The sequence below is a fragment of the Leisingera sp. ABD4_442 genome (assembly GCF_056160905.1).
The window spans coordinates 176,835-196,218 of sequence record NZ_JBSWYB010000005.1 but is presented as its reverse complement, the minus strand read 5'-3'; the positions used below and the strand labels follow the sequence as shown (position 1 = coordinate 196,218).

The window sequence follows — 19,384 nt, the reverse complement described above, 5'->3', positions numbered from 1 at the left end:
GAGACCGAGACCGAGACCGAGACCGAGACCGAGACCGAGACCGAGACCGAGACCGAGACCGAGACCGAGACCGAGACCGAGACCGAGACCGAGACCGCCGCTGAGGATGCGGCGGTTGAAGAGGCGCTTGCAGATCCGGTTGAATCAACTGCCGCCAAGCCTGTGCGCGAGGTGGAGCGGGTTGTCGAAAAACGCGGCGGCTTCGGCTCTGCGGTTCTGGGCGGCGCCGTGGCCGCGGTAATCGGCTTTGTGGCCGGCCAGGGCGGCTGGCTCGACAACGTGCTGCCTGCCTCTATGCGCGGCGGTGTTGATCTGACCGCGCTTGAGACCGGCCAGGCAGAGCTGGAAACAGCCCTTGCCGCTTTGAAACAGCAGGTGGAAGCCAATCAGGCGCCCGACCTTGCGCCGCTTGCGTCCCGCATTGATGCCCTGACCGCTGAAATTGAGCCGCTGAAGAGCGCGCCGGCACCGGATGCGGCTTTGCGGGCGGATCTGGACGCACTGGCCGCCCGCGTGTCCGCATTGGAAACCCGGCCGCTGGAGGGGGCCTCGCCGGAGGCAGTGGCCGCGTTTGAAACCGAACTGGCCAAGCTGCAGGACAGCCTTGCCGCACAGCGCGCGGAAGTCGAGCAGATGCTGGCCGAAGCCCAGGCGATGGATGCCGCCAGTGCCGAGGCCGCGCGGATCGCCAGCGCCCAGACCCAGCTGGCACAGCTGCGGTCCGCATTGGACAGCGGCAACAGCTATGCCGCTAATGTGCAGGAGCTTTCGAACCTCGGCGTGGACGTGCCGGCGGTCCTGTCAGGCCCGGCCGACAGCGGTGTCGCCACCATTTCCGCCCTGCGCGACAGCTTTGCCCCGGCAGCGCGGCTGGCGCTGGCCGCAGCCCGCGAAGAAACCAAGGGCGGCGGCGGCCTGCTGGATTATGTGAACCGGCATTTGGGTGCGCGGTCTGTGACGCCGCAGGAAGGCGATGGCGCGGATGCTGTTCTGTCCCGGACTGAGGCAGCGGTGGCCGCAGGCAAGCTGCAGGATGCGCTGAACGAACTCACTGTATTGCCCGAAACGGCCCGTGCCGCCCTGTCCAACTGGGAAGCCGCGGCAAATGCGCGGGTGGCTGCCGTGACGGCAGCTGCTGAACTGGCTCAAAGCCTGCAAGCCAAATAAGGAAGCCGCCATGCTCTGGTCGTTGTTGAAGATCCTCGTATTTGTCGCAATCGTCGCGCTTCTTGCCTTTGGCGCGGGTTTGCTGATGGAAACAGCCGGCGGTGTGCAGGTAACCGTCGCCGGCACGGAATATACCCTTGGCGCCTTGCAATCGGTTATTGCGCTGGGCGTTCTGGTTTTTGGCGTTTGGCTGTTCCTGAAGCTGCTGTCGCTGCTGGTTGCGACTCTGCGGTTCTTGAATGGCGATGAAACTGCTTTGTCGCGCTACTGGGACAAGGGCCGCGAACGCAAAGGCTATCAGGCGCTGTCGGACGGGCTGATGGCGCTTGCCTCGGGCGAGGGGCGCCTGGCGCTGGCCAAGGCGGCGCGGGCCGAAAAGTTTTTGCAAAAGCCGGAGCTGACCGATCTGCTGGTGGCGCAGGCGGCAGAGATGAGCGGTGACACCCACAAGGCGGCGGAGGCCTACAAGCGCCTTCTGTCCAACCAGCCGACCCGCTTTGTCGGGGTGCGCGGGATCATGAAGCAGAAGCTGTCCGAGGGCGACACGGACACCGCCCGCCAGCTGGCGGAAAAGGCACTGGCACTGCGGCCCAAGCACGAAGAGGTGCAGGACACGCTGCTGCGCCTGCAGGCTCAGGCGGAAGACTGGGCCGGGGCGCGCAAGACGCTGTCGACCAAGCTCAAGACCGGAACCCTGCCGCGCGATGTGTTCAAACGGCGCGATGCGGTGCTGGCACTGTCAGCGTCCAAGGGTCTTCTGGATGAAAGTGCAACCATCGAGCAGCAGGAGCAGGCCATAGAGGCAAACCGGCTCTCTCCGGATTTGGTGCCCGCCGCAGCCATGGCCGCCCGTGCATATATTGCCAAAGGAAAGAAACGGCCGGCAGCCCGTCTGCTCAAGAAAACCTGGGAAAGCCAGCCGCACCCCGATTTGGCCCATGCCTTTGCCGGAATTGAACCGGAGGAAACGGCGGCTGATCGCGTCAAGCGTTTCGACCAGCTGGCCCGTCTGAAGCCGCAGGATGACGAAACCCGGCTGATCATGGCGGAACTGAACATCGTGGCCGAAGATTTTCCTGAGGCCCGCCGCTGGCTGAGCGATCTTGCCGAAAGAGCTTTGGATGCCCGTGCGCTGACACTGATGGCCGCAATCGAACGCGGCGAAGGCGCCGGCGACAAAGTGGTGCAGGGCTGGCTGGCCAAGGCGCTGACCGCGCCGCGCGGGCCCCAGTGGGTCTGTGACAGCTGCAACCACATTCATGCCGAATGGGCGCCGGTCTGCGAGCACTGCTCCAGCTTTGACACGCTGTCCTGGAAACGCCCGGAAACGCCTGAAGTGGCCAGCGTGGCGGCTGCCCACATGCTGCCGCTGATCACCGGTGCGCTGGAGGACAAGAGCGCGGAGCCGGTTGAGGACGCTGAGATTGTCGAAGAAGCTGCGGAGGAAGCCGGCGTATCACAGAGCCCGGCCAAAGAAGCAGGCTGACGGCAGTTTCTGGTCAATACCAGTCATGATGAACGGCAGGCGCGTCCTGCCGTTTTTCATTTCAGGCGCTTGCGCGGTGTGCTGAAAACGATGCAGCAGAATACCGCGTTTACAGTGTTACTGAATGTTTGGGAGAATGGTGCCCAGGAGAGGACTCGAACCTCCACGTCCATACGGACACTAGCACCTGAAGCTAGCGCGTCTACCAATTCCGCCACCTGGGCAGGTGTCGTGAGACCGCCGTATAAGCGGAGTCGCAGGCAGCGTCAAATGGAAACCCGCCGCCAAAGATAGCTTTTTCTGCCAGGCCGGTAAGAATCCGCTCCGGACATTGCAAAGCACTGATATGCCGGGTGATTGCAAAACCGGGGAAAGTGGTGCCGCTGAAGGGACTCGAACCCCCGACCCCATCATTACGAATGACGTGCTCTACCAGCTGAGCTACAGCGGCACAGTTTCTGCCAGCGGCAGAAACCAGTGCAGACCGTTTAAACACTGAGCCTGCACCGTGCAAGCAGGGATCATCCGGATCTTTGCAGATTTCCCTGCGCGGGAGAGGTGTCTCTGGGAAGCTCGCCAAAGCGGTCGCGGTAAAGCCGGGAAAACCGGCCCAGGTGGGAAAACCCGCAGTCATAAGCGATACTGCTGACCGGTGTTCCGGCGGGCTGGGACAGCAGCAGGTAGCGCGCCATGTCCAGCCGGACAGCGCATAGGTATTGCATCGGCGTCAGGCTGAGCTGGCTGCGGAAACCGGCTTGCAGTGACCGGATGCTGCAACCGGCTGCAGCGGCAATGGCAGAAACGGTCAAGGGCTCGGAAGCATTGGCATGAATGAAGTCCCTGGCGCGGCGCATTTGGCAGTTTGATGGCGCTGATTTTGGCTTCATCAAATGACGGATATTGCTGTCCTGATGCGTCAGCAGCCCCAGGATCAGCTGCTCTTCGATCATCGTCTGTTGCATTGAATTCCAAGACCCGAAGCCCGCCTTGTTTTCCGTTGCGGCGACACAGGCTGAAAACTGGCGCATCCAATCCCGCAGGGCGCCGTTTTCCAAGGGAACCGCAGTACGGAACATGACGCCTTCGCAAAGCGGCAGACCGGTGGCGCGTTCTGCAGTTGCATGCAAAGCTTCACGGCTGATCTGCAGAAGCAGCATCCGGCAACCGGTGTGCCATGTCATCCGTGTTTCCCGGGACGGGTTGAGCACTGTGGCCAGGCCAGGGTCAGACACAGCGGGTTCCGCACCATTGGCGACCAGAGCCTGCCCGCTGACCGGCAATTGCACCAGGTAGAAATCCTGGAGCTCTCCCGGATTGATCTCAACTGCTGACCCATAGCTCAGATAGTTGAGCGACAGCGCCTGTCCGCGCACATGGTTGTACCGCATACTGGTGTTTTGCGGGGCACCAAGGGGTCTCAGGCTGTGGTCGCAGAATTTTCCCGCGACCAGGGCGCGCACTTGGTCAAAGTCATGGCCCTCAAACTGCCGCCATGCGCGCAAGGGTTCATGCTGCTCTGTTGTCTGCGGACGGGTCATACCGGCAGCCTAGCACGCCGGTGCCGTCAGGCAATCACACGGTCCTGCGCTATTTTGCGCATTCTGGATAATCCTTTTTCCTGACCCGCCGTAGGCTTGATGGATGAGCTGCATGAGGGAGGAAAACATGGCTCTCGATCAGGGAATTACGAAGGCCGCGGATGGGCTGGACAGCCGGTCCTGGAATGTGGTCGGCCACACCTACACGCCTAAACTGCACAGCGAAAATGCCTTTGTGTGGCACGCGGTCATTCCAGACGGCACCTTTGTTCCGCCGCATGTGCATCCGACCCAGGATGAATGGATCACGATGCTTGAGGGCACGCTGGAGGTGGAGTTTGGCGGTGATGTGTTTCAGGCAGGCCCGGGCGACACGGTGCGGATGCCGATGGGCGTGGCGCATGGTATATTCAACCGTTCCGGTGGCACTGCCTCCTGCGTGTTTGGCGTAGCGCCTTCGCGCAAGCTTTATGATTTGTTCTGCGCACTGGACGGGGTGACCGATCCTCAGGAACTGGTGCGGCTTTCGGCCTTGCACGAGGTCGACTTCCTGCCGCCGCCTTCGGAATAAGGGGGCGGAGATGGTGAAGCGTAAAACGGTCGCGGTCATCGGCGGCGGAGTAAGCGGGCTTGCCGCCGCCAAGGCATTTGCCGAGAAGGGCCATCAGGTTCTGGGGTTTGAGCGCAGCCAGGACCTGGGGGGAGTCTGGGAGCCGTCCCGCTCTTACCCCGGTGTCCAGACACAGTCCCCCAAGGATCTCTATTGCTACACGGACCTTCCAATGCCGAAGGAGTATCCGGAATGGCCAAAGGGGCCTCAGGTCCACGCCTATTTGCATTCCTACGCGGCCAGGCATGGGCTGCATAAGCTGTTTCAGCTGAACAGCAATGTGATGGAAATGGACCGGCGGCCGGATGGACAGCCGGGCTGGCGGCTGCTCATAGAAACCGGTGGCGAACGCAAGGTGCTGGACACCGACTTTACCGTGATCTGCACCGGTCAGTTCTCGGAAAAGAACATACTGACCCACCCCGGACAGGACGCCTTTGTCTCGCAGGGCGGTGAGGTGATGCACTCCTCCGAATACCTGGACCCCGAACAGGCGCGCGGCAAACGTGTTGTTGTGCTGGGCGGATCCAAATCCGCCACGGACGTTGCAGTAAACGCGGCGCAAAACGGTGCCCGGCAGGTGCATCTGGTCTACAGGCAGAATGTCTGGCGGGTGCCGTATTTCGTCGGAGGTATCAATTTCAAGAAGCTGCTGTACATGCGGGCACAGGAAGCGCAGTTCAACGGCTGGGGCCGCAGTTTTCTGCACAAGGCTTTGTACAGCCTTGCAAAACCGCTCATATGGGTAAATTTCCGCGGTCTCGAGACCTTGCTGAAGATGCAGCTGGGGCTGAAGAAATGGGACATGGTGCCGGACATTCCGATTGAAAAGGATGTGTCCTGCTCAGTGCCAATTGTGACGCCGGGTTTGTTCGAAGGGTTCAAAGACGGCTCTATCATCCCGCGCCGCACAACCTTTTCGCGTTACGAAGGGGATGAAATTGTGCTGGAGACCGGCGAAAGAATAGGTGCTGATCTGGTGATTTCAGCGGTTGGCTGGAAACTGGGCATCCCGTATCTGGCGCAGCCCTATTTGGACAAGCTCATCGAGGCGGACGGCCAGTACCGGACGTACCGCCTGGCAGTGAACCCGGACCTGCCGGAGATGGGGTTTGTTGGCTTCAACTCCAGCTTCTGTACCATCTTGTCGGCGGAGATGGTGGCCAACTGGCTTGTCCGCTTTGCCGATGGGAAACTGGCGCGGCAGCCCTCCCGGGCCGAGATGGAAGAGAACATCCAGATGATGCTTGATTGGCGCCGCAAGGAAAGGCCGGCAGCTCAGATCTATGGCGGGCTTTGCTCGGCTCCCTTTCATTTCAAGCATTTCGATGAATTGCTGATTGATATGGGCGCGTCGCAATGGAAGCGGTCCAATTTTCTGACGGAGCAATTCGCGCCTCCCGATGCCAGTGCCTACGGGCGGTTTCTGGCAACAGCGCCGCAGTATCAAGCGGCTTGAGGTCTCACTGCTGCGCCCGCTGGAAACGGTGGGCGCGGTGCCTTGGGACGCAAGCAAGCCAAATTCGCCGCAATCTGTTTCGATGGGTTTTCGGGGGAATGGTGCCCAGGAGAGGACTCGAACCTCCACGTCCATACGGACACTAGCACCTGAAGCTAGCGCGTCTACCAATTCCGCCACCTGGGCAGGTGTCGTGAGACCGGCGTATATGGCGGTTTCCTGAGGGCGTCAAACGGAAAATTGGCGCAGCTTGGCGAGGGTCGGAACCCTGGGCAGAGCCCATTGCCGCGGCGTGTTATATCCGGGTCATGAAATTCATCTTGCAAGCAATATCAGTCAGAAAAATGACCCAGGCAGCTTGGGTTTCATCATTCCAGTCAGTCCCCAGCGTACTCGCCAGGGCGCCGGTGAAACTGGATATGAAACCTTCGAAATGGGCGTCGGACACTTCCAGCTTGCGGTGTTTTTTGCCTTGCTGCTGAAGGATTGCATCCAGCCGGCGGGAATCATCCAGTGCTTCGGCAATATGGGTGAGCGACGCCAGCAGCTTTTCCTCTTGCTGTGACAAGTCATCTGGAAACAGATCGCGGATGTCCGGGCAGGTTTCAAAGAACTTCCGGTAGAACGCCGGCACGAAAGCTTCGAGGTCCATCCGCTCGCTTTCGATGCTCTTCCGGATCAGGGCTTTGTCCTTTTCGCTGACCATTTGAATAAGTCTCCTGAGCACTCATCAGAATAAGAGTATTAAACACACCATTTTGCCTTAACGCCCCGGGGCTGAAGGGAAGGTTAAGCAAACCGTAAAAAGCGCAGCTCCCAGCCTGCGGAGGCGGCGGTTTCTGATACCAATGCTGTGGAATATCCACGTTTTGCGCCTTGTTTGACGCCTCATGCGGCGCTACAGCATAGGGGCAGCTAAATTCAGGAGCCTAAAGATGTCCAAACTGGTCACGATCTATGGCGGATCCGGTTTTGCAGGCCGTTACATTGCGCGGCGCATGGCCAAGGAAGGCTGGCGTGTGCGGGTGGCCGTGCGCCGGCCAAATGAAGCCATGCATGTGAAGCCTTATGGTGTTCCGGGCCAGGTGGAGCCGGTTTTCTGCAATATCCGCGACGACATGTCGGTCGCCTCTGTCATGCAGGGGGCGGATGCGGTGGTGAACTGCGTCGGCGTGCTGAATGAGTTGGGTAAGAACACTTTTGGATCAATCCACGCTGAAGGTGCAGGCCGTATCGCCCGTATTGCAGCGCAGCAGGGTGTTGCCCGGCTCGTGCATATTTCCGCAATCGGCGCTGACGCGAATGCTGCCAGCGAATATTCCCGCACCAAGGCCGCAGGCGAAGCCGCAGTGCTGCAGAATTTCCCGGATGCAATGATCCTCCGCCCCTCCGTGATCTTCGGGGCCGAAGACGGGTTCTTCAACCGTTTTGCCGCGATGTGCCGGCTGTCTCCGCTGCTGCCGATTGCTGCGGGCGCAACCAAATTCCAGCCTGTCTTTGCCGATGATGTGGCCAAGGCCGCTGTTATGGGCGTTTTGGGCGAAGCAGAAAGCGGCATCTATGAGCTGGGCGGGCCGGAAGTGAAGAGTTTCCGGGCGCTGATGGAGCAAATGCTGGGCGTGATTCACCGCCGCCGCATCATTCTGTCGCTGCCGGGGTTTGTGGCAAAGCTTGTGGCTTTTGGCTTCGATATGGTTCAGGCTGCCAGCTTCCAGCTTATTGAAAACAAGGTTTTGACCCGCGATCAGCTGAAAAGCCTTAAGGCAGACAATGTTGTTTCCGAAGGGGCCAAGGGATTTGCTGATCTGGGCATCAGCCCGGTTTCCGCAGGGTCTGTGCTGCCGGATTACCTGTGGAAATTCCGTCCTTCGGGGCAATACGACGAAATGACAAATTCGGCGCGCAACCTGCGCAATGGTGCCTGAACAGCCAGTTACGGCCAAGGGTTTGAAGCGCGGAAGCAATTCCGCGCTTTTTCGCATCCCGGTTCAGCTGCTGTAGGCGATGGCCAGCAGCACCAGGCCCAGGATCACCCGGTAAATCACGTAGGGCGTGAAGCTGACGGAGCGCAGCAGCCGCATCATCAGGCTGAGCGCCGCCAGGGCGGAAAGCATGGCCAGCACCGCGGCGATCCCGGCATCGCGCATCAGCGCAGTGTTGGCCTCTAGTGCCACTTCGGTTCCCAGCAGTACGCCGGAGGCGATGATCGTCGGGATCGACATCAGCATGGCAATCCGGGCGCCGTCTTCGCGGGTGTAGCCGAGCTGCCGCGCGCCGGTGATAGTGATGCCGGACCGCGAGGTGCCGGGGATCAGCGCCAGCATTTGCCACAGCCCCATGATCAGCGCGTCGCGCAGGCCCCAATCGCCGGCCTGTTTCACCGCTGCGCCTTTCTGGTCGGCCCAATACAGCACCAGCCCGAAGCCGAGCATGGTCCAGCCGATCACGGTGATCGACCGCAGCGCATCGCTGAGGCCGGTGAAATGCAGTGCTGCGCCGAACAGGATGGTGGGGATGGTGGCCACGATCAGCCCTGTAGCAAGCCGGGAGCCCTGCGTGTCGGTGCGGCCGGTCAAAGCGCGGGGCAGGCCGGCCAGCCCTGTGCGCACATCGCTCCAGAAATAGACCATCACTGCCGCCAGGGTGCCCACATGCACGGCGACGTCGATCACCTGGCCCTGGTCATTGAGTCCTGTGAGGCCAGGCAGCAGAATCAGGTGGCCGGAGGAGGAAACAGGCAGGAATTCGGTAATGCCTTGGATCAACGCAACCAGGATCAGCTGAAAAAGCGGCATGCTGAAATCATCCTTCGCTGGCCGCGGATGGGCCGTAAACTGTCGCGACTCTGTATAAATCCCGGCTCTGGATTGGAAAGCGGTTATTCGGGTCCGATACGGACCTAAAATTTCTGTACATTTCCGCGAAAAACGATATCAGAAGTAAAGCGCTGGCAAAATAGGTCAGCAAAGTTGACATAAAAGCGTAACCGTACCTGCAGGGGTGCCTGCGCAGCCAGACAAACGATGGAGTCCAGCCCGTGGCCAAGCAACCGATGCTGAAATTTGTGCAGATCGAACGCGACATGCCGGAGAAGCGTGACGCGAGTGTACGCAAGGAAGACTTCAATGAGATTTACGCAGAGTACGCTGCTGCCAAGGCAGAAGAACAGGCCAGCCGCTGCAGCCAGTGCGGTGTGCCTTATTGCCAGAGCCACTGCCCGCTGCACAACAACATCCCCGACTGGCTGCGCCTGACCGCCACCGGCCGCCTGGAAGAGGCCTATGCCACCAGCCAGGCCACCAACACCTTCCCGGAGATCTGCGGCCGCATCTGCCCGCAGGACCGCCTGTGCGAAGGCAACTGCGTGATCGAGCAGTCCGGCCATGGCACCGTGACCATCGGCTCGGTCGAGAAATACATCACCGACACCGCCTGGGAAAACGGCTGGGTGAAGCCCGCCGCGCCGCTGGCCGAGCGCAGCGAGAGCGTTGGCATCATCGGCGCCGGCCCCGGCGGCCTGGCGGCGGCGGATATGCTGCGCAAGGCGGGGGTGCAGGTCACCGTTTATGACCGCTATGACCGCGCGGGCGGGCTGCTGATGTACGGTATCCCCAGCTTTAAGCTGGAAAAGGACGTGGTGGAGCGCCGCAACAAGCTGCTGGCAGACGGCGGCGTGACTTTCGTGCTGAACTGCAATGTGGGCGAGGACATCTCGTTTGAGGAGATCCGGGCCAAGCATAACGCGGTGATCATCGCCACCGGCGTCTATAAATCGCGCGATCTGGCGATGCCGGGCAGCGGGTCCGAAGGCATCGTCAAGGCGATCGATTTCCTGTGCGCCTCCAACAAGAAGAGCTTTGGCGATGAGGTTGCCGAGTTCGACAACGGCGACCTGAATGCGGAAGGCAAAAAGGTTGTGGTGATCGGCGGCGGCGATACTGCGATGGATTGCGTCCGCACCTCGATCCGCCAGGGCGCGACTTCTGTCAAATGCCTCTACCGCCGCGACCGCGCCAATATGCCGGGCTCGCAGCGCGAGACCCAGAACGCCGAGGAAGAAGGCGTGGTCTTCGAATGGCTGTCGGCGCCCAAGGGCTTCACCGATGAGGGCGGCAAGGTTTCCGGCGTGATGGTGCAGAAGATGCGTCTGGGCCAGCCGGATGCCTCGGGCCGCCAGGCGCCGGAAGTGATCGAAGGTGCGGACTATGTTGAGGAGGCCGATCTGGTCATCAAGGCGCTGGGCTTTGAGCCGGAGGAGCTGCCCACCCTGTGGAACCAGCCGGAACTGCCGGTGACCCGCTGGGGCACTGTCAAAGCCGCGTTCAAGACCGGTGCGACCGAACTGGACGGCGTCTATGCGGTGGGCGACATCGTGCGCGGTGCCTCGCTGGTGGTTTGGGCGATCAAGGACGGCCGCGACTGCGCCGAGGCGATCCTGGAGAACTTCAACAGCAAGGCCGCGGTGGCGGCGGAATAAGCCGGCACCCCCCGTACACCGTCTGTGCACCCCCTGTGCACCGGCGGCGCAGCGGGCCAACCGCAGCAAGGTCAGCATTGCTGACCCAGCCAGCAGAAGGAACATGGATATGAGCGAGTTGAAGGGACAATGCATGTGCGGCGCGGTGACCGTCACCGCCACCCCGGCGCGCGCGTCCGTTTCCGCCTGCCACTGCGAAATGTGTCAGCGCTGGGCCAGCGGGCCGTATCTGAGCTTTCAGGCGGCCAGCGGCTATGCGGCGCTGGGGCCGGTGCAGACCTATCAGTCCTCCAGCTGGGCCGAGCGGGCGTTCTGCGGCAAGTGCGGATCGTCGCTGTGGTACCGGATGACCTCGGGCGAGCATAAGGGCCAGACGCAGATGTCGGCTGGCCTGTTTGAAAATGCTGGCGGCAATGCGCTGGGGCTGGAGATCTATGTCGACAAGAAGCCCGCGGGCTATGCCTTTGACAGCAGCTGCCGCAAGCTGACCGGTGCCGAGGTGATCGGCATGTTCACCCAAGCCAATAAGGAAGAGGCGTGAGGCCCCGGGCCCCGCGCTGATTGCCATGCGGCTGAAGCTACGCAAATCCCTCCGCCAGGCCATGTTCCGCCTGCGATCCCGCCGCCTCCACGCGGATGCGGCGCTGGAGATCCGTGCGCTGGAAGGGCGCGGGGACGGCGGCATGATCGTGTTCACCAGCTACAACGCCAATGCCGCCAAGCGCGGGCTGTTGGAGTTTGCGGCCAGCGCCTCGGACCGCGGTGCGCGCCATTGCATATTTGTCACCGACCGCCGCCAGGGCTGGTTCCAGGGCGCAGGCGTTGCGGCTGCGATTCTTCGGGCCGTGTCCGGCTATGTCCAGCAGCACGGCTTGCGGCGGCTGATGACGGTCGGGGTGTCGATGGGCGGATATGGCGCGCTGTCCTATGCCGCGGAGCTGGGGGCCGGCCGCGCGCTGGCGCTGGCGCCGCAATACTGCCCGCGCCCGGAGACGTTTCCGGCGGACCGCCGCTGGATCGGGGCGCGCAGCCGGATCGCGGACTTCAGCCGTCCGGCGCTGGATCAGGCGATGGGCGGGCAGGTGCAGTACACCCTGCTGCATGGGCGCCATAATGCCGAGGATGCGCTGCACTGGCAGGCCTTCCCGCAGGGGCCGGGTATCCATCATTACCTGGCTGACCGCGACAGCCACGATGTTGTCGACCCGCTGCGCGACGCGGGGGCGCTATATCCGGTGATCGGCGCCGTCTGGCAGGACGATCAGGACCACGTGAAAACCCTAATGCAACGGATCCGCGCGGTGCCCCGCGCCTGGGGCGAACGCGCCCTGGATCTGCACACACAACCGGCCGCAGCTGAATGCTGCGCCATCAGTTAATCGGAGAACGTCATGACCAAATTTGATGCCGCATGGGTCAAGGCCGAGGAAAACAAGCGCAAATGGATGGCCGAAAATGGTCTCTATTCCGAGGAGGAAGAGCATTCCTCCTGCGGCGTGGGCCTGGTGGTTTCGGTTGACGGCAAGAAAAGCCGCAAGGTGGTTGAGGCCGGCATCGACGCGCTGAAGGCGATCTGGCACCGCGGCGCGGTGGATGCCGACGGCAAGACCGGCGACGGCGCGGGCATCCATGTGCAGATCCCGGTTCCGTTCTTCTATGACCAGATCCGCCGCACCGGCCACGAGCCGCGCCAGGATGAGCTGATGGCGGTGGGCCAGGTGTTCCTGCCGCGCACCGATTTCGGCGCCCAGGAGCGCTGCCGGACCATCGTGGAAACCGAAGTTCTGCGCATGGGCTATTCGATCTACGGCTGGCGCCATGTGCCGGTGGATGTGACCTGCCTGGGCGAAAAGGCCAATGCGACCCGCCCGGAAATCGAGCAGATCCTGATTTCCAACGCCAAGGGTGTGGATGAGGAAACCTTTGAGCGCGAGCTGTATGTGATCCGCCGCCGGATCGAGAAGGCAGCCAATGCGGCGGCTATCCCGGGCCTGTACATTGCGTCGCTGTCCTGCCGCTCGATCATCTACAAGGGGATGATGCTGGCGGAGCAGGTTGCGGTGTTCTACCCGGACCTGATGGATGAGCGGTTTGAGAGCGCCTTTGCGATCTATCACCAGCGTTATTCCACCAACACTTTCCCGCAGTGGTGGCTGGCGCAGCCGTTCCGGATGCTGGCGCATAACGGCGAGATCAACACGCTGAAGGGCAACCTGAACTGGATGAAGAGCCATGAGATCCGCATGGCGTCGGCGACCTTTGGCGACTATGCCGAGGACATCAAGCCGATCGTGCCGGGCGGGGCGTCGGACTCTGCCGCGCTGGACGGGGTGTTCGAGGTTCTGGTGCGCGCGGGCCGGTCGGCGCCGATGGCGAAAACCATGCTGGTGCCGGAAAGCTGGTCCAAGCAGGCGGTCGAACTGCCGCAGGCGTGGCGCGACATGTATTCCTACTGCAACTCTGTGATGGAGCCCTGGGACGGCCCCGCGGCGCTGGCGATGACCGACGGCCGCTGGGTCTGCGCGGGCCTGGACCGCAACGGCCTGCGCCCGATGCGCTATGTGGTGACCGGCGACGGGCTGGTTATTGCGGGCTCTGAGGCGGGCATGGTGCCGATTGACGAGGCATCGGTGGTTGAGAAGGGCGCGCTGGGTCCGGGCCAGATGCTGGCCGTCGATATGCAAAAGGGCAAATTGTTCAACGACCAGCAGATCAAGGACAAGCTGGCGCGCGCGCTGCCGTTCGGCGACTGGGTCAAGCGGATCAACGATCTGGACGCGACTTTGGCGCAAGTGACCGAACAGCCGCTGTTCAGCGGCGAGGAGCTGCGCCGCCGCCAGGTGGCCGCGGGCTATTCCATTGAGGAGCTGGAGCAGATCCTGGCGCCGATGGCCGAGGACGGCAAGGAAGCGCTGGCCTCGATGGGTGATGACACCCCGTCTGCCGTGCTGTCCAAGATGTACCGCCCGCTGAGCCATTTCTTCCGCCAGAACTTCAGCCAGGTGACCAACCCGCCGATCGACAGCTTGCGGGAATTCCGGGTGATGTCGCTGAAAACCCGCTTTGGCAACCTGAAGAACGTGCTGGATGAGGACAGCTCCCAGACTGAGATCATCGTGCTGGAAAGCCCGTTTGTGGGTAACGCCCAGTGGGACAAGCTGGTGGAGCAGCTGAATGCGCCGCTGGCAGAGATCGACTGTACCTTTGAACCGGGCCGCGGGTCCCTGAGTGCCGCGCTGGAGCGGATCCGGTCCGAGGCCGAGGAGGCGGTGCGGTCCGGTGCCGGCCACATCGTGCTGACCGACCAGCATTCCGGTGCTGACAAGGTGGCGATGCCGATGATCCTGGCGACCTCTGCCGTGCATTCGCATCTGACCCGCAAGGGGCTGCGCACCTTCTGCTCGCTGAATGTGCGGTCGGCGGAATGCATCGACCCGCATTATTTTGCGGTGCTGATCGGCTGCGGCGCCACCGTGGTGAACGCCTATCTGGCCGAGGATTCGCTGGCTGACCGCATCGAACGCGGGCTGCTGGACGGCTCGCTGACCGACAATGTAGCGCGCTACCGCGAAGCCATCGACCAGGGCCTGTTGAAGATCATGGCCAAGATGGGGATTTCGGTGGTGTCCTCCTACCGCGGCGGGTTGAACTTTGAGGCGGTGGGTCTGTCCCGCGCCATGTGTGCGGAGTATTTCCCGGGCATGACCAGCCGCATTTCCGGCATCGGTGTGACCGGCATCCAGACCAAGGCGGAGGAAATCCACGCCAAGGCCTGGAAGACCCAGGAAGGCATCCTGCCGATCGGGGGCTTCTACAAGGCGCGCAAATCGGGCGAGACCCACGCGTGGGAAGCGACCTCCATGCATATGATGCAAATGGCCTGTAACAGAGCCTCATATGAGCTGTGGAAACAGTATTCGGCGAAGATGCAGAGCAATCCGCCGATCCACCTGCGCGACCTGTTGCAGATCAAGCCGCTGGGCAAGGCAGTGCCGATTGAAGAGGTCGAATCGATCACCTCGATCCGCAAGCGGTTTGTCACCCCGGGCATGTCGCTCGGCGCGCTGTCGCCTGAAGCGCATAAGACGCTGAACGTGGCGATGAACCGGATCGGTGCCAAGTCGGACTCCGGCGAGGGCGGTGAAGATCCGGCGCATTTCGTGCCGGAGCCGAATGGCGACAACCCGTCTGCGAAGATCAAGCAGGTGGCGTCGGGCCGCTTTGGCGTCACTGCCGAATACCTGAATCAGTGCGAAGAGCTGGAAATCAAGGTGGCCCAGGGCGCCAAGCCCGGCGAGGGCGGCCAGCTGCCGGGGATGAAGGTTACCGACCTGATTGCCCGCCTGCGCCACTCGACCAAGGGTGTCACGCTGATCTCGCCGCCGCCGCACCATGATATCTATTCGATCGAGGATCTGGCGCAGCTGATCTATGACCTGAAGCAGATCAACCCGCGCTGCAAGGTGACGGTGAAGCTGGTGGCGTCTTCGGGTGTTGGCACCATCGCCGCGGGCGTTGCCAAGGCGAAGGCTGACATCATCCTGATCTCGGGCCACAACGGCGGCACCGGGGCGTCGCCTGCGACCTCGATCAAATATGCGGGCCTGCCGTGGGAGATGGGCCTGACCGAGGCGCATCAGGTGCTGGCGATGAATAACCTGCGCGAGCGGGTGACGCTGCGCACCGACGGCGGCCTGCGCACCGGGCGCGATATCGTGATGGCAGCGATGCTGGGGGCCGAGGAATACGGCATTGGGACAGCTGCCCTGATCGCCATGGGCTGCATCATGGTGCGCCAGTGCCAGTCCAACACCTGCCCGGTGGGGGTCTGCACCCAGGACGAGAGCTTGCGCGCCAAGTTCACCGGCAACGCGGACAAGGTGGTGAACCTGATCACCTTCTATGCCCAGGAAGTGCGGGAGATCCTCGCCTCCATCGGCGCCCGTTCGCTGGATGAGGTGATCGGCCGGGCCGACCTGCTGGCGCAGGTATCGCGCGGGTCCGCGCATCTGGATGACCTGGACCTGAACCCGCTGCTGATCACCGTCGATGGCTCCGCCAATATCGTCTACAACCGCGACAAGGACCGCAATGCGGTGCCAGACACGCTGGATGCGGAGATCGTGCGCGATGCCGCCCGCTTCCTGCAGGATGGCGAGAAGATGCAGCTGTCCTATGCCGTGCAGAACACCCACCGCACCGTGGGCACCCGCACCTCCAGCCATATCGTGCGCAACTTCGGCATGCGGAATTCGTTCCAGCCGGACCACCTGACGGTGAAGCTGCAGGGGTCTGCCGGCCAGGCGCTTGGCGCCTTTGCGGCGCCGGGGCTGAAGCTGGAAGTGTCGGGCGATGCCAACGACTATGTCGGCAAGGGCCTGTCGGGCGGCATCATCGTGGTGCGCCCGCCGCAGGTCAGCCCGCTGGCGGCGAGCGAGAACACCATCATCGGCAACACCGTGCTGTACGGTGCCACCGATGGCTACCTGTTTGCGGCGGGCCGCGCGGGCGAGCGCTTTGCGGTCCGCAACTCCGGTGCATCGGTGGTGATCGAGGGCTGCGGCTCCAACGGCTGTGAATATATGACCGGCGGTGTTGCGGTGATCCTCGGCTCAATCGGCGCCAACTTCGGCGCCGGCATGACCGGCGGCATGGCATACCTCTATGACCCTGAGGGCAAGGCCGCGGATCTGATGAATATGGAATCGCTGGTCACCTGCCCGGTCACCGTTGCCCATTGGGAAGCAGAGCTGAAGGGCCTGATTGCGCGCCACCTGGATGAAACCGGCAGCCGCAAGGCCGCTGAAATCCTGCAGCATTGGGACATCGAGAAGGCGAACTTCCTGCAGGTCTGCCCGAAAGAGATGCTCGACAAGCTGCCGCATCCGGTGATGCAGGAGCAGGCAGCTGTTCCGGCGGAATAAGCCTGGTTAGAGACTGGAATCAGAACCCCGCAGGCAAATGCTTGCGGGGTTTTCTTTTTGGCAGTTGGTTCCCGGGTGCATGCTGGCCTATAGAGAGGCATGGCAAAGGCAGTTGCAAAAAAGAAGAAATCCAAGAGCAGCAGGAAAGCGGCCAGGCTGAAGATCCAGCCGCTGCGCTGGCTGCGGCGCTGGGTTTTGCGGGGGGCGCTGGGCGTTGCTGCGGTGTTCCTGTTTCTGATCCTGCTCTATTCGTTGGTGAACCCGCCGATCACCCATACCATCTGGGCCGAGCAGCGCCGCCTGGGCGAAGTGGACCGGATGTGGGTGCCGCTGGAGGAAACCGCGCCGGTGCTGGCGCGCTCTGTGGTGGCGGCGGAGGATGCGCAGTTCTGCCGCCATTGGGGGTTTGATGCCCGTGCCATTCAGGCGGCAATCGAGGCCGGCGGCAGCCGCGGCGGCTCCACCATCTCGCAGCAGGTGGTGAAGAACGTGTTCCTGTGGCAGGGCCGCAGCTGGCCGCGCAAGGTGCTGGAAACGCTGCTGACTCCGGTGGTGGAGATCGTCTGGAGCAAGCGGCGCATCCTGGAAGTCTATTTGAACGTGGCCGAAATGGATGAGGGCGTCTTTGGCGCCGAAGCGGCGGCGCGTAAATATTTCGGGGTTGGCCCGGAGGATCTGAGCGCCCGCCAGGCGGCGCTGATTGCCGCGGTGCTGCCCAACCCCAAGGAGCGGTCGGCCCGCAAACCGTCAAGCTTTGTGCAGCGGAGGGCGCGGCAGATCCAGGACGGGGCGGCCACCATTCGCGCAGACGGGCGGGCGGATTGTTTCGAGGATTGAATCTTCCGCCCGCCCAAGGCATTGCTGAAACAACCGTTGTAAGTTTTCTGGAGACCCCCTGTAGCCATGGCGCGCCTGTACCACGTTCCCCTGTCCCCCTATTGCCGCAAGGTGCGGTTGTCGCTGGCAGAGAAGAAGATCGAGGTTGAGCTGGTCGAGGAGCGCTATTGGGAGCAGGATCCGGATTTTCTGCGCCGCAACCCGGCCGCCAAGGTGCCGGTGATCCGACTGGACGGGCAGATGATGGCCGAAAGCGCGGCGATCTGCGAATATCTGGAGGAGACCCGGCCCGAGCCGCCGCTGATGCCCAAGGATGCCGAGGGCCGCTATGAGGTGCGCCGCCTGGTGAGCTGGTTTGACGACAAGTTCCACCATGAGGTCACGTCAAAGCTGCTGTATGAGCGGGTGAACAAGAAGATTACCGGCGAGGGCTACCCGGACAGCCGCAATGTCAAGGCCGGTGCCAAGGCGATCAAGTACCATCTGGATTACATGGCCTGGCTGCTGGATCACCGGCGCTGGCTGGCCGGGGACATGATGACGCTGGCGGATTTTGCTGCCGCCGCGCATCTGTCTTCGCTGGACTATATCTCGGATGTGGACTGGAACCGCTCGGCTGTGGTCAAGGACTGGTATGCCAAGATCAAGTCGCGGCCTGCCTTCCGGTCGATCTTGGCCGATCAGGTGCCGGGGTTCCGGCCGCCGCCGCATTACACCGACCTGGATTTCTGATATCAACGGGGTTAGGGGGCGCTGCCCCCGCGGCCCTGCGGGCCGCTCCCCCGGAGTATTTTTGGCAAGATGAAAGAGCGAGCCGGCATCAAGGATAAACTGGTGGCGCAGGCGCTGGCGGAGGGGTTTGTCTCCTGCCGGATCTGCCGCCCGTGGGATGTGCCGCAGGTGCCCGGGCGGCTGCAGGCCTTTCTTGAGGCCGGGTATCACGGGCAGATGGGCTGGATGGCGGAACGGATCCATTGGCGCGGCGACCCGGCTGAGCTGTGGCCGGAGGCGCGCTCAGTGATCATGCTGGCCGAGAGCTATACGCCGGAAGAGGACCCGATGGCGGTGGTGGGGCAGGCGGATCGCGGCGCGGTGTCGGTCTATGCCCGTAACAAGGATTATCACGATCTGGTCAAGAAACGGCTGAAACGGCTGGCGCGCTGGCTGATTGCGGAGGCCGGGGAGGACTGTGAGGTCAAGGTTTTTGTCGACACCGCACCGGTGCCGGAGAAGGCATTGGGTCAGGCGGCTGGGTTGGGCTGGCAGGGCAAGCACAGCAATCTGGTGAGCCGGGATTGGGGCAATTGGGCCTTTTTAGGCTCTGTTTTCACCACGCTGGAGCTGCCCGCGGATGAAGCCGAGCCGGACCGTTGCGGGTCCTGCCGGGCCTGTCTGGACAGCTGTCCGACCGATGCTTTCCCCGCGCCCTACCAGGTCGATGCGCGGCGCTGCATTTCCTACCTGACCATTGAGCATAAAGGCCCTGTGGAAGAGGAACTGCGCGGCAAGCTGGGCAACCGGATCTATGGCTGCGACGATTGCCTGGCGGCCTGTCCCTGGAACAAGTTTGCAGTGGCGGCGAGCGACATGCGCTATGCCGCGCGCGAGGAGCTGAAGGCGCCGCGGCTGGCGGAGCTGGCGGTGCTGGATGATGCGGCGTTCCGGGCGATGTTCTCCGGCTCGCCGATTAAACGCATCGGGCGCGACCGCTTTGTGCGCAATGTGCTGTATGCGATTGGCAATTCCGGCTTGGTGGAGCTGCGCGAAGTGGCGCGCGGGCTGGCGGAGGATCCGGACCCGGCGGTGGCGGATGCGGCGGCTTGGGCGGTTCAACGGCTTTCGTGACGCAAACAGGATGGACGGGCCGCAAATAGGCGTTACACCCG

15 protein-coding genes and 3 tRNA genes are annotated in these 19,384 nt (G+C 62.5%); 12 read left to right on the top strand and 6 right to left on the bottom strand.

The window, feature by feature from the left end:
• The coding region (locus ACXAHG_RS06765; protein ID WP_475056504.1) for a COG4223 family protein at positions 1 to 1,167 on the top strand (1,167 nt) is incomplete at its 5' end.
• 10 nt (positions 1,168 to 1,177) lie between these two features.
• Positions 1,178 to 2,653, top strand: coding sequence for a heme biosynthesis HemY N-terminal domain-containing protein (locus ACXAHG_RS06760; RefSeq protein ID WP_475040085.1), 1,476 nt, complete (start codon positions 1,178 to 1,180; stop codon positions 2,651 to 2,653).
• Positions 2,654 to 2,790: 137 nt separating this feature from the next.
• Here the strand turns inward: ACXAHG_RS06760 and ACXAHG_RS06755 are convergent.
• The 3 genes from ACXAHG_RS06755 to ACXAHG_RS06745 form a co-directional block, all read right to left on the bottom strand.
• A tRNA-Leu gene (locus ACXAHG_RS06755) sits at positions 2,791 to 2,877 on the bottom strand.
• 151 nt (positions 2,878 to 3,028) lie between these two features.
• Positions 3,029 to 3,104 (bottom strand) — tRNA-Thr (locus tag ACXAHG_RS06750).
• Positions 3,105 to 3,174: 70 nt separating this feature from the next.
• Positions 3,175 to 4,191, bottom strand: a complete 1,017-nt coding sequence (locus tag ACXAHG_RS06745) for an AraC family transcriptional regulator (RefSeq protein ID WP_475056503.1) — start codon at positions 4,189 to 4,191, stop codon at positions 3,175 to 3,177.
• Positions 4,192 to 4,318: 127 nt separating this feature from the next.
• Between ACXAHG_RS06745 and ACXAHG_RS06740 the strand changes: the two genes are divergently transcribed.
• Together ACXAHG_RS06740 and ACXAHG_RS06735 are read left to right on the top strand one after the other, a co-directional pair.
• Positions 4,319 to 4,762, top strand: coding sequence for a cupin domain-containing protein (locus ACXAHG_RS06740; RefSeq protein WP_475040083.1), 444 nt, complete (start codon positions 4,319 to 4,321; stop codon positions 4,760 to 4,762).
• Positions 4,763 to 4,772: 10 nt separating this feature from the next.
• A complete protein-coding gene (locus ACXAHG_RS06735) occupies positions 4,773 to 6,260 on the top strand; it encodes a flavin-containing monooxygenase (protein ID WP_475056502.1) in 1,488 nt (495 codons plus the stop codon).
• Positions 6,261 to 6,359: 99 nt separating this feature from the next.
• On the opposite strand, the gene ACXAHG_RS06730 is transcribed toward ACXAHG_RS06735, so the two are convergent.
• Positions 6,360 to 6,446 (bottom strand) — tRNA-Leu (locus tag ACXAHG_RS06730).
• Positions 6,447 to 6,555: 109 nt separating this feature from the next.
• Positions 6,556 to 6,966 carry a globin domain-containing protein gene (locus tag ACXAHG_RS06725; RefSeq protein ID WP_475056501.1) on the bottom strand — a complete coding sequence of 137 codons (411 nt, stop codon included), beginning with the start codon at positions 6,964 to 6,966 and terminating at the stop codon, positions 6,556 to 6,558.
• A gap of 229 nt (positions 6,967 to 7,195) precedes the next feature.
• On the opposite strand from ACXAHG_RS06725, the gene ACXAHG_RS06720 reads away from it, so the two are divergent.
• The gene (locus tag ACXAHG_RS06720; protein WP_475056499.1) at positions 7,196 to 8,185 is read left to right on the top strand and encodes a complex I NDUFA9 subunit family protein; all 990 of its coding nucleotides are present in this window, start codon (positions 7,196 to 7,198) and stop codon (positions 8,183 to 8,185) included.
• 63 nt (positions 8,186 to 8,248) lie between these two features.
• Here the strand turns inward: ACXAHG_RS06720 and ACXAHG_RS06715 are convergent, their stop codons facing one another.
• Entirely contained in the window at positions 8,249 to 9,055 is an 807-nt protein-coding gene (locus tag ACXAHG_RS06715) for an undecaprenyl-diphosphate phosphatase (protein ID WP_475056498.1), read from the bottom strand.
• Positions 9,056 to 9,297: 242 nt separating this feature from the next.
• On the opposite strand from ACXAHG_RS06715, the gene ACXAHG_RS06710 reads away from it, so the two are divergent.
• The 7 genes from ACXAHG_RS06710 (at position 9,298) to queG (ending at position 19,343) form a co-directional block, all read left to right on the top strand.
• Positions 9,298 to 10,737, top strand: coding sequence for an NAD(P)-dependent oxidoreductase (locus tag ACXAHG_RS06710; protein WP_475056497.1), 1,440 nt, complete (start codon positions 9,298 to 9,300; stop codon positions 10,735 to 10,737).
• 109 nt (positions 10,738 to 10,846) lie between these two features.
• Positions 10,847 to 11,278 carry a GFA family protein gene (locus ACXAHG_RS06705; RefSeq protein ID WP_475040077.1) on the top strand — a complete coding sequence of 144 codons (432 nt, stop codon included), beginning with the start codon at positions 10,847 to 10,849 and terminating at the stop codon, positions 11,276 to 11,278.
• 61 nt (positions 11,279 to 11,339) lie between these two features.
• Positions 11,340 to 12,116, top strand: coding sequence for a hypothetical protein (locus ACXAHG_RS06700; protein WP_475056496.1), 777 nt, complete (start codon positions 11,340 to 11,342; stop codon positions 12,114 to 12,116).
• Positions 12,117 to 12,128: 12 nt separating this feature from the next.
• The gene (gene gltB, locus ACXAHG_RS06695; protein ID WP_475056495.1) at positions 12,129 to 16,661 is read left to right on the top strand and encodes a glutamate synthase large subunit; all 4,533 of its coding nucleotides are present in this window, start codon (positions 12,129 to 12,131) and stop codon (positions 16,659 to 16,661) included.
• Between the two features lie 99 nt (positions 16,662 to 16,760).
• On the top strand, positions 16,761 to 17,498 hold the full coding sequence (gene mtgA / locus ACXAHG_RS06690) for a monofunctional biosynthetic peptidoglycan transglycosylase (protein ID WP_475056493.1): 738 nt from the start codon (positions 16,761 to 16,763) through the stop codon (positions 17,496 to 17,498).
• Positions 17,499 to 17,564: 66 nt separating this feature from the next.
• Positions 17,565 to 18,230 carry an FtsZ-binding protein FzlA gene (fzlA, locus tag ACXAHG_RS06685; RefSeq protein ID WP_019297524.1) on the top strand — a complete coding sequence of 222 codons (666 nt, stop codon included), beginning with the start codon at positions 17,565 to 17,567 and terminating at the stop codon, positions 18,228 to 18,230.
• Between the two features lie 69 nt (positions 18,231 to 18,299).
• Positions 18,300 to 19,343 (top strand): tRNA epoxyqueuosine(34) reductase QueG, encoded by a 1,044-nt coding sequence (queG, locus tag ACXAHG_RS06680; RefSeq protein ID WP_475056491.1) that lies wholly within the window; start codon positions 18,300 to 18,302, stop codon positions 19,341 to 19,343.
• The last annotated feature ends 41 nt before the right edge of the window (positions 19,344 to 19,384 follow it).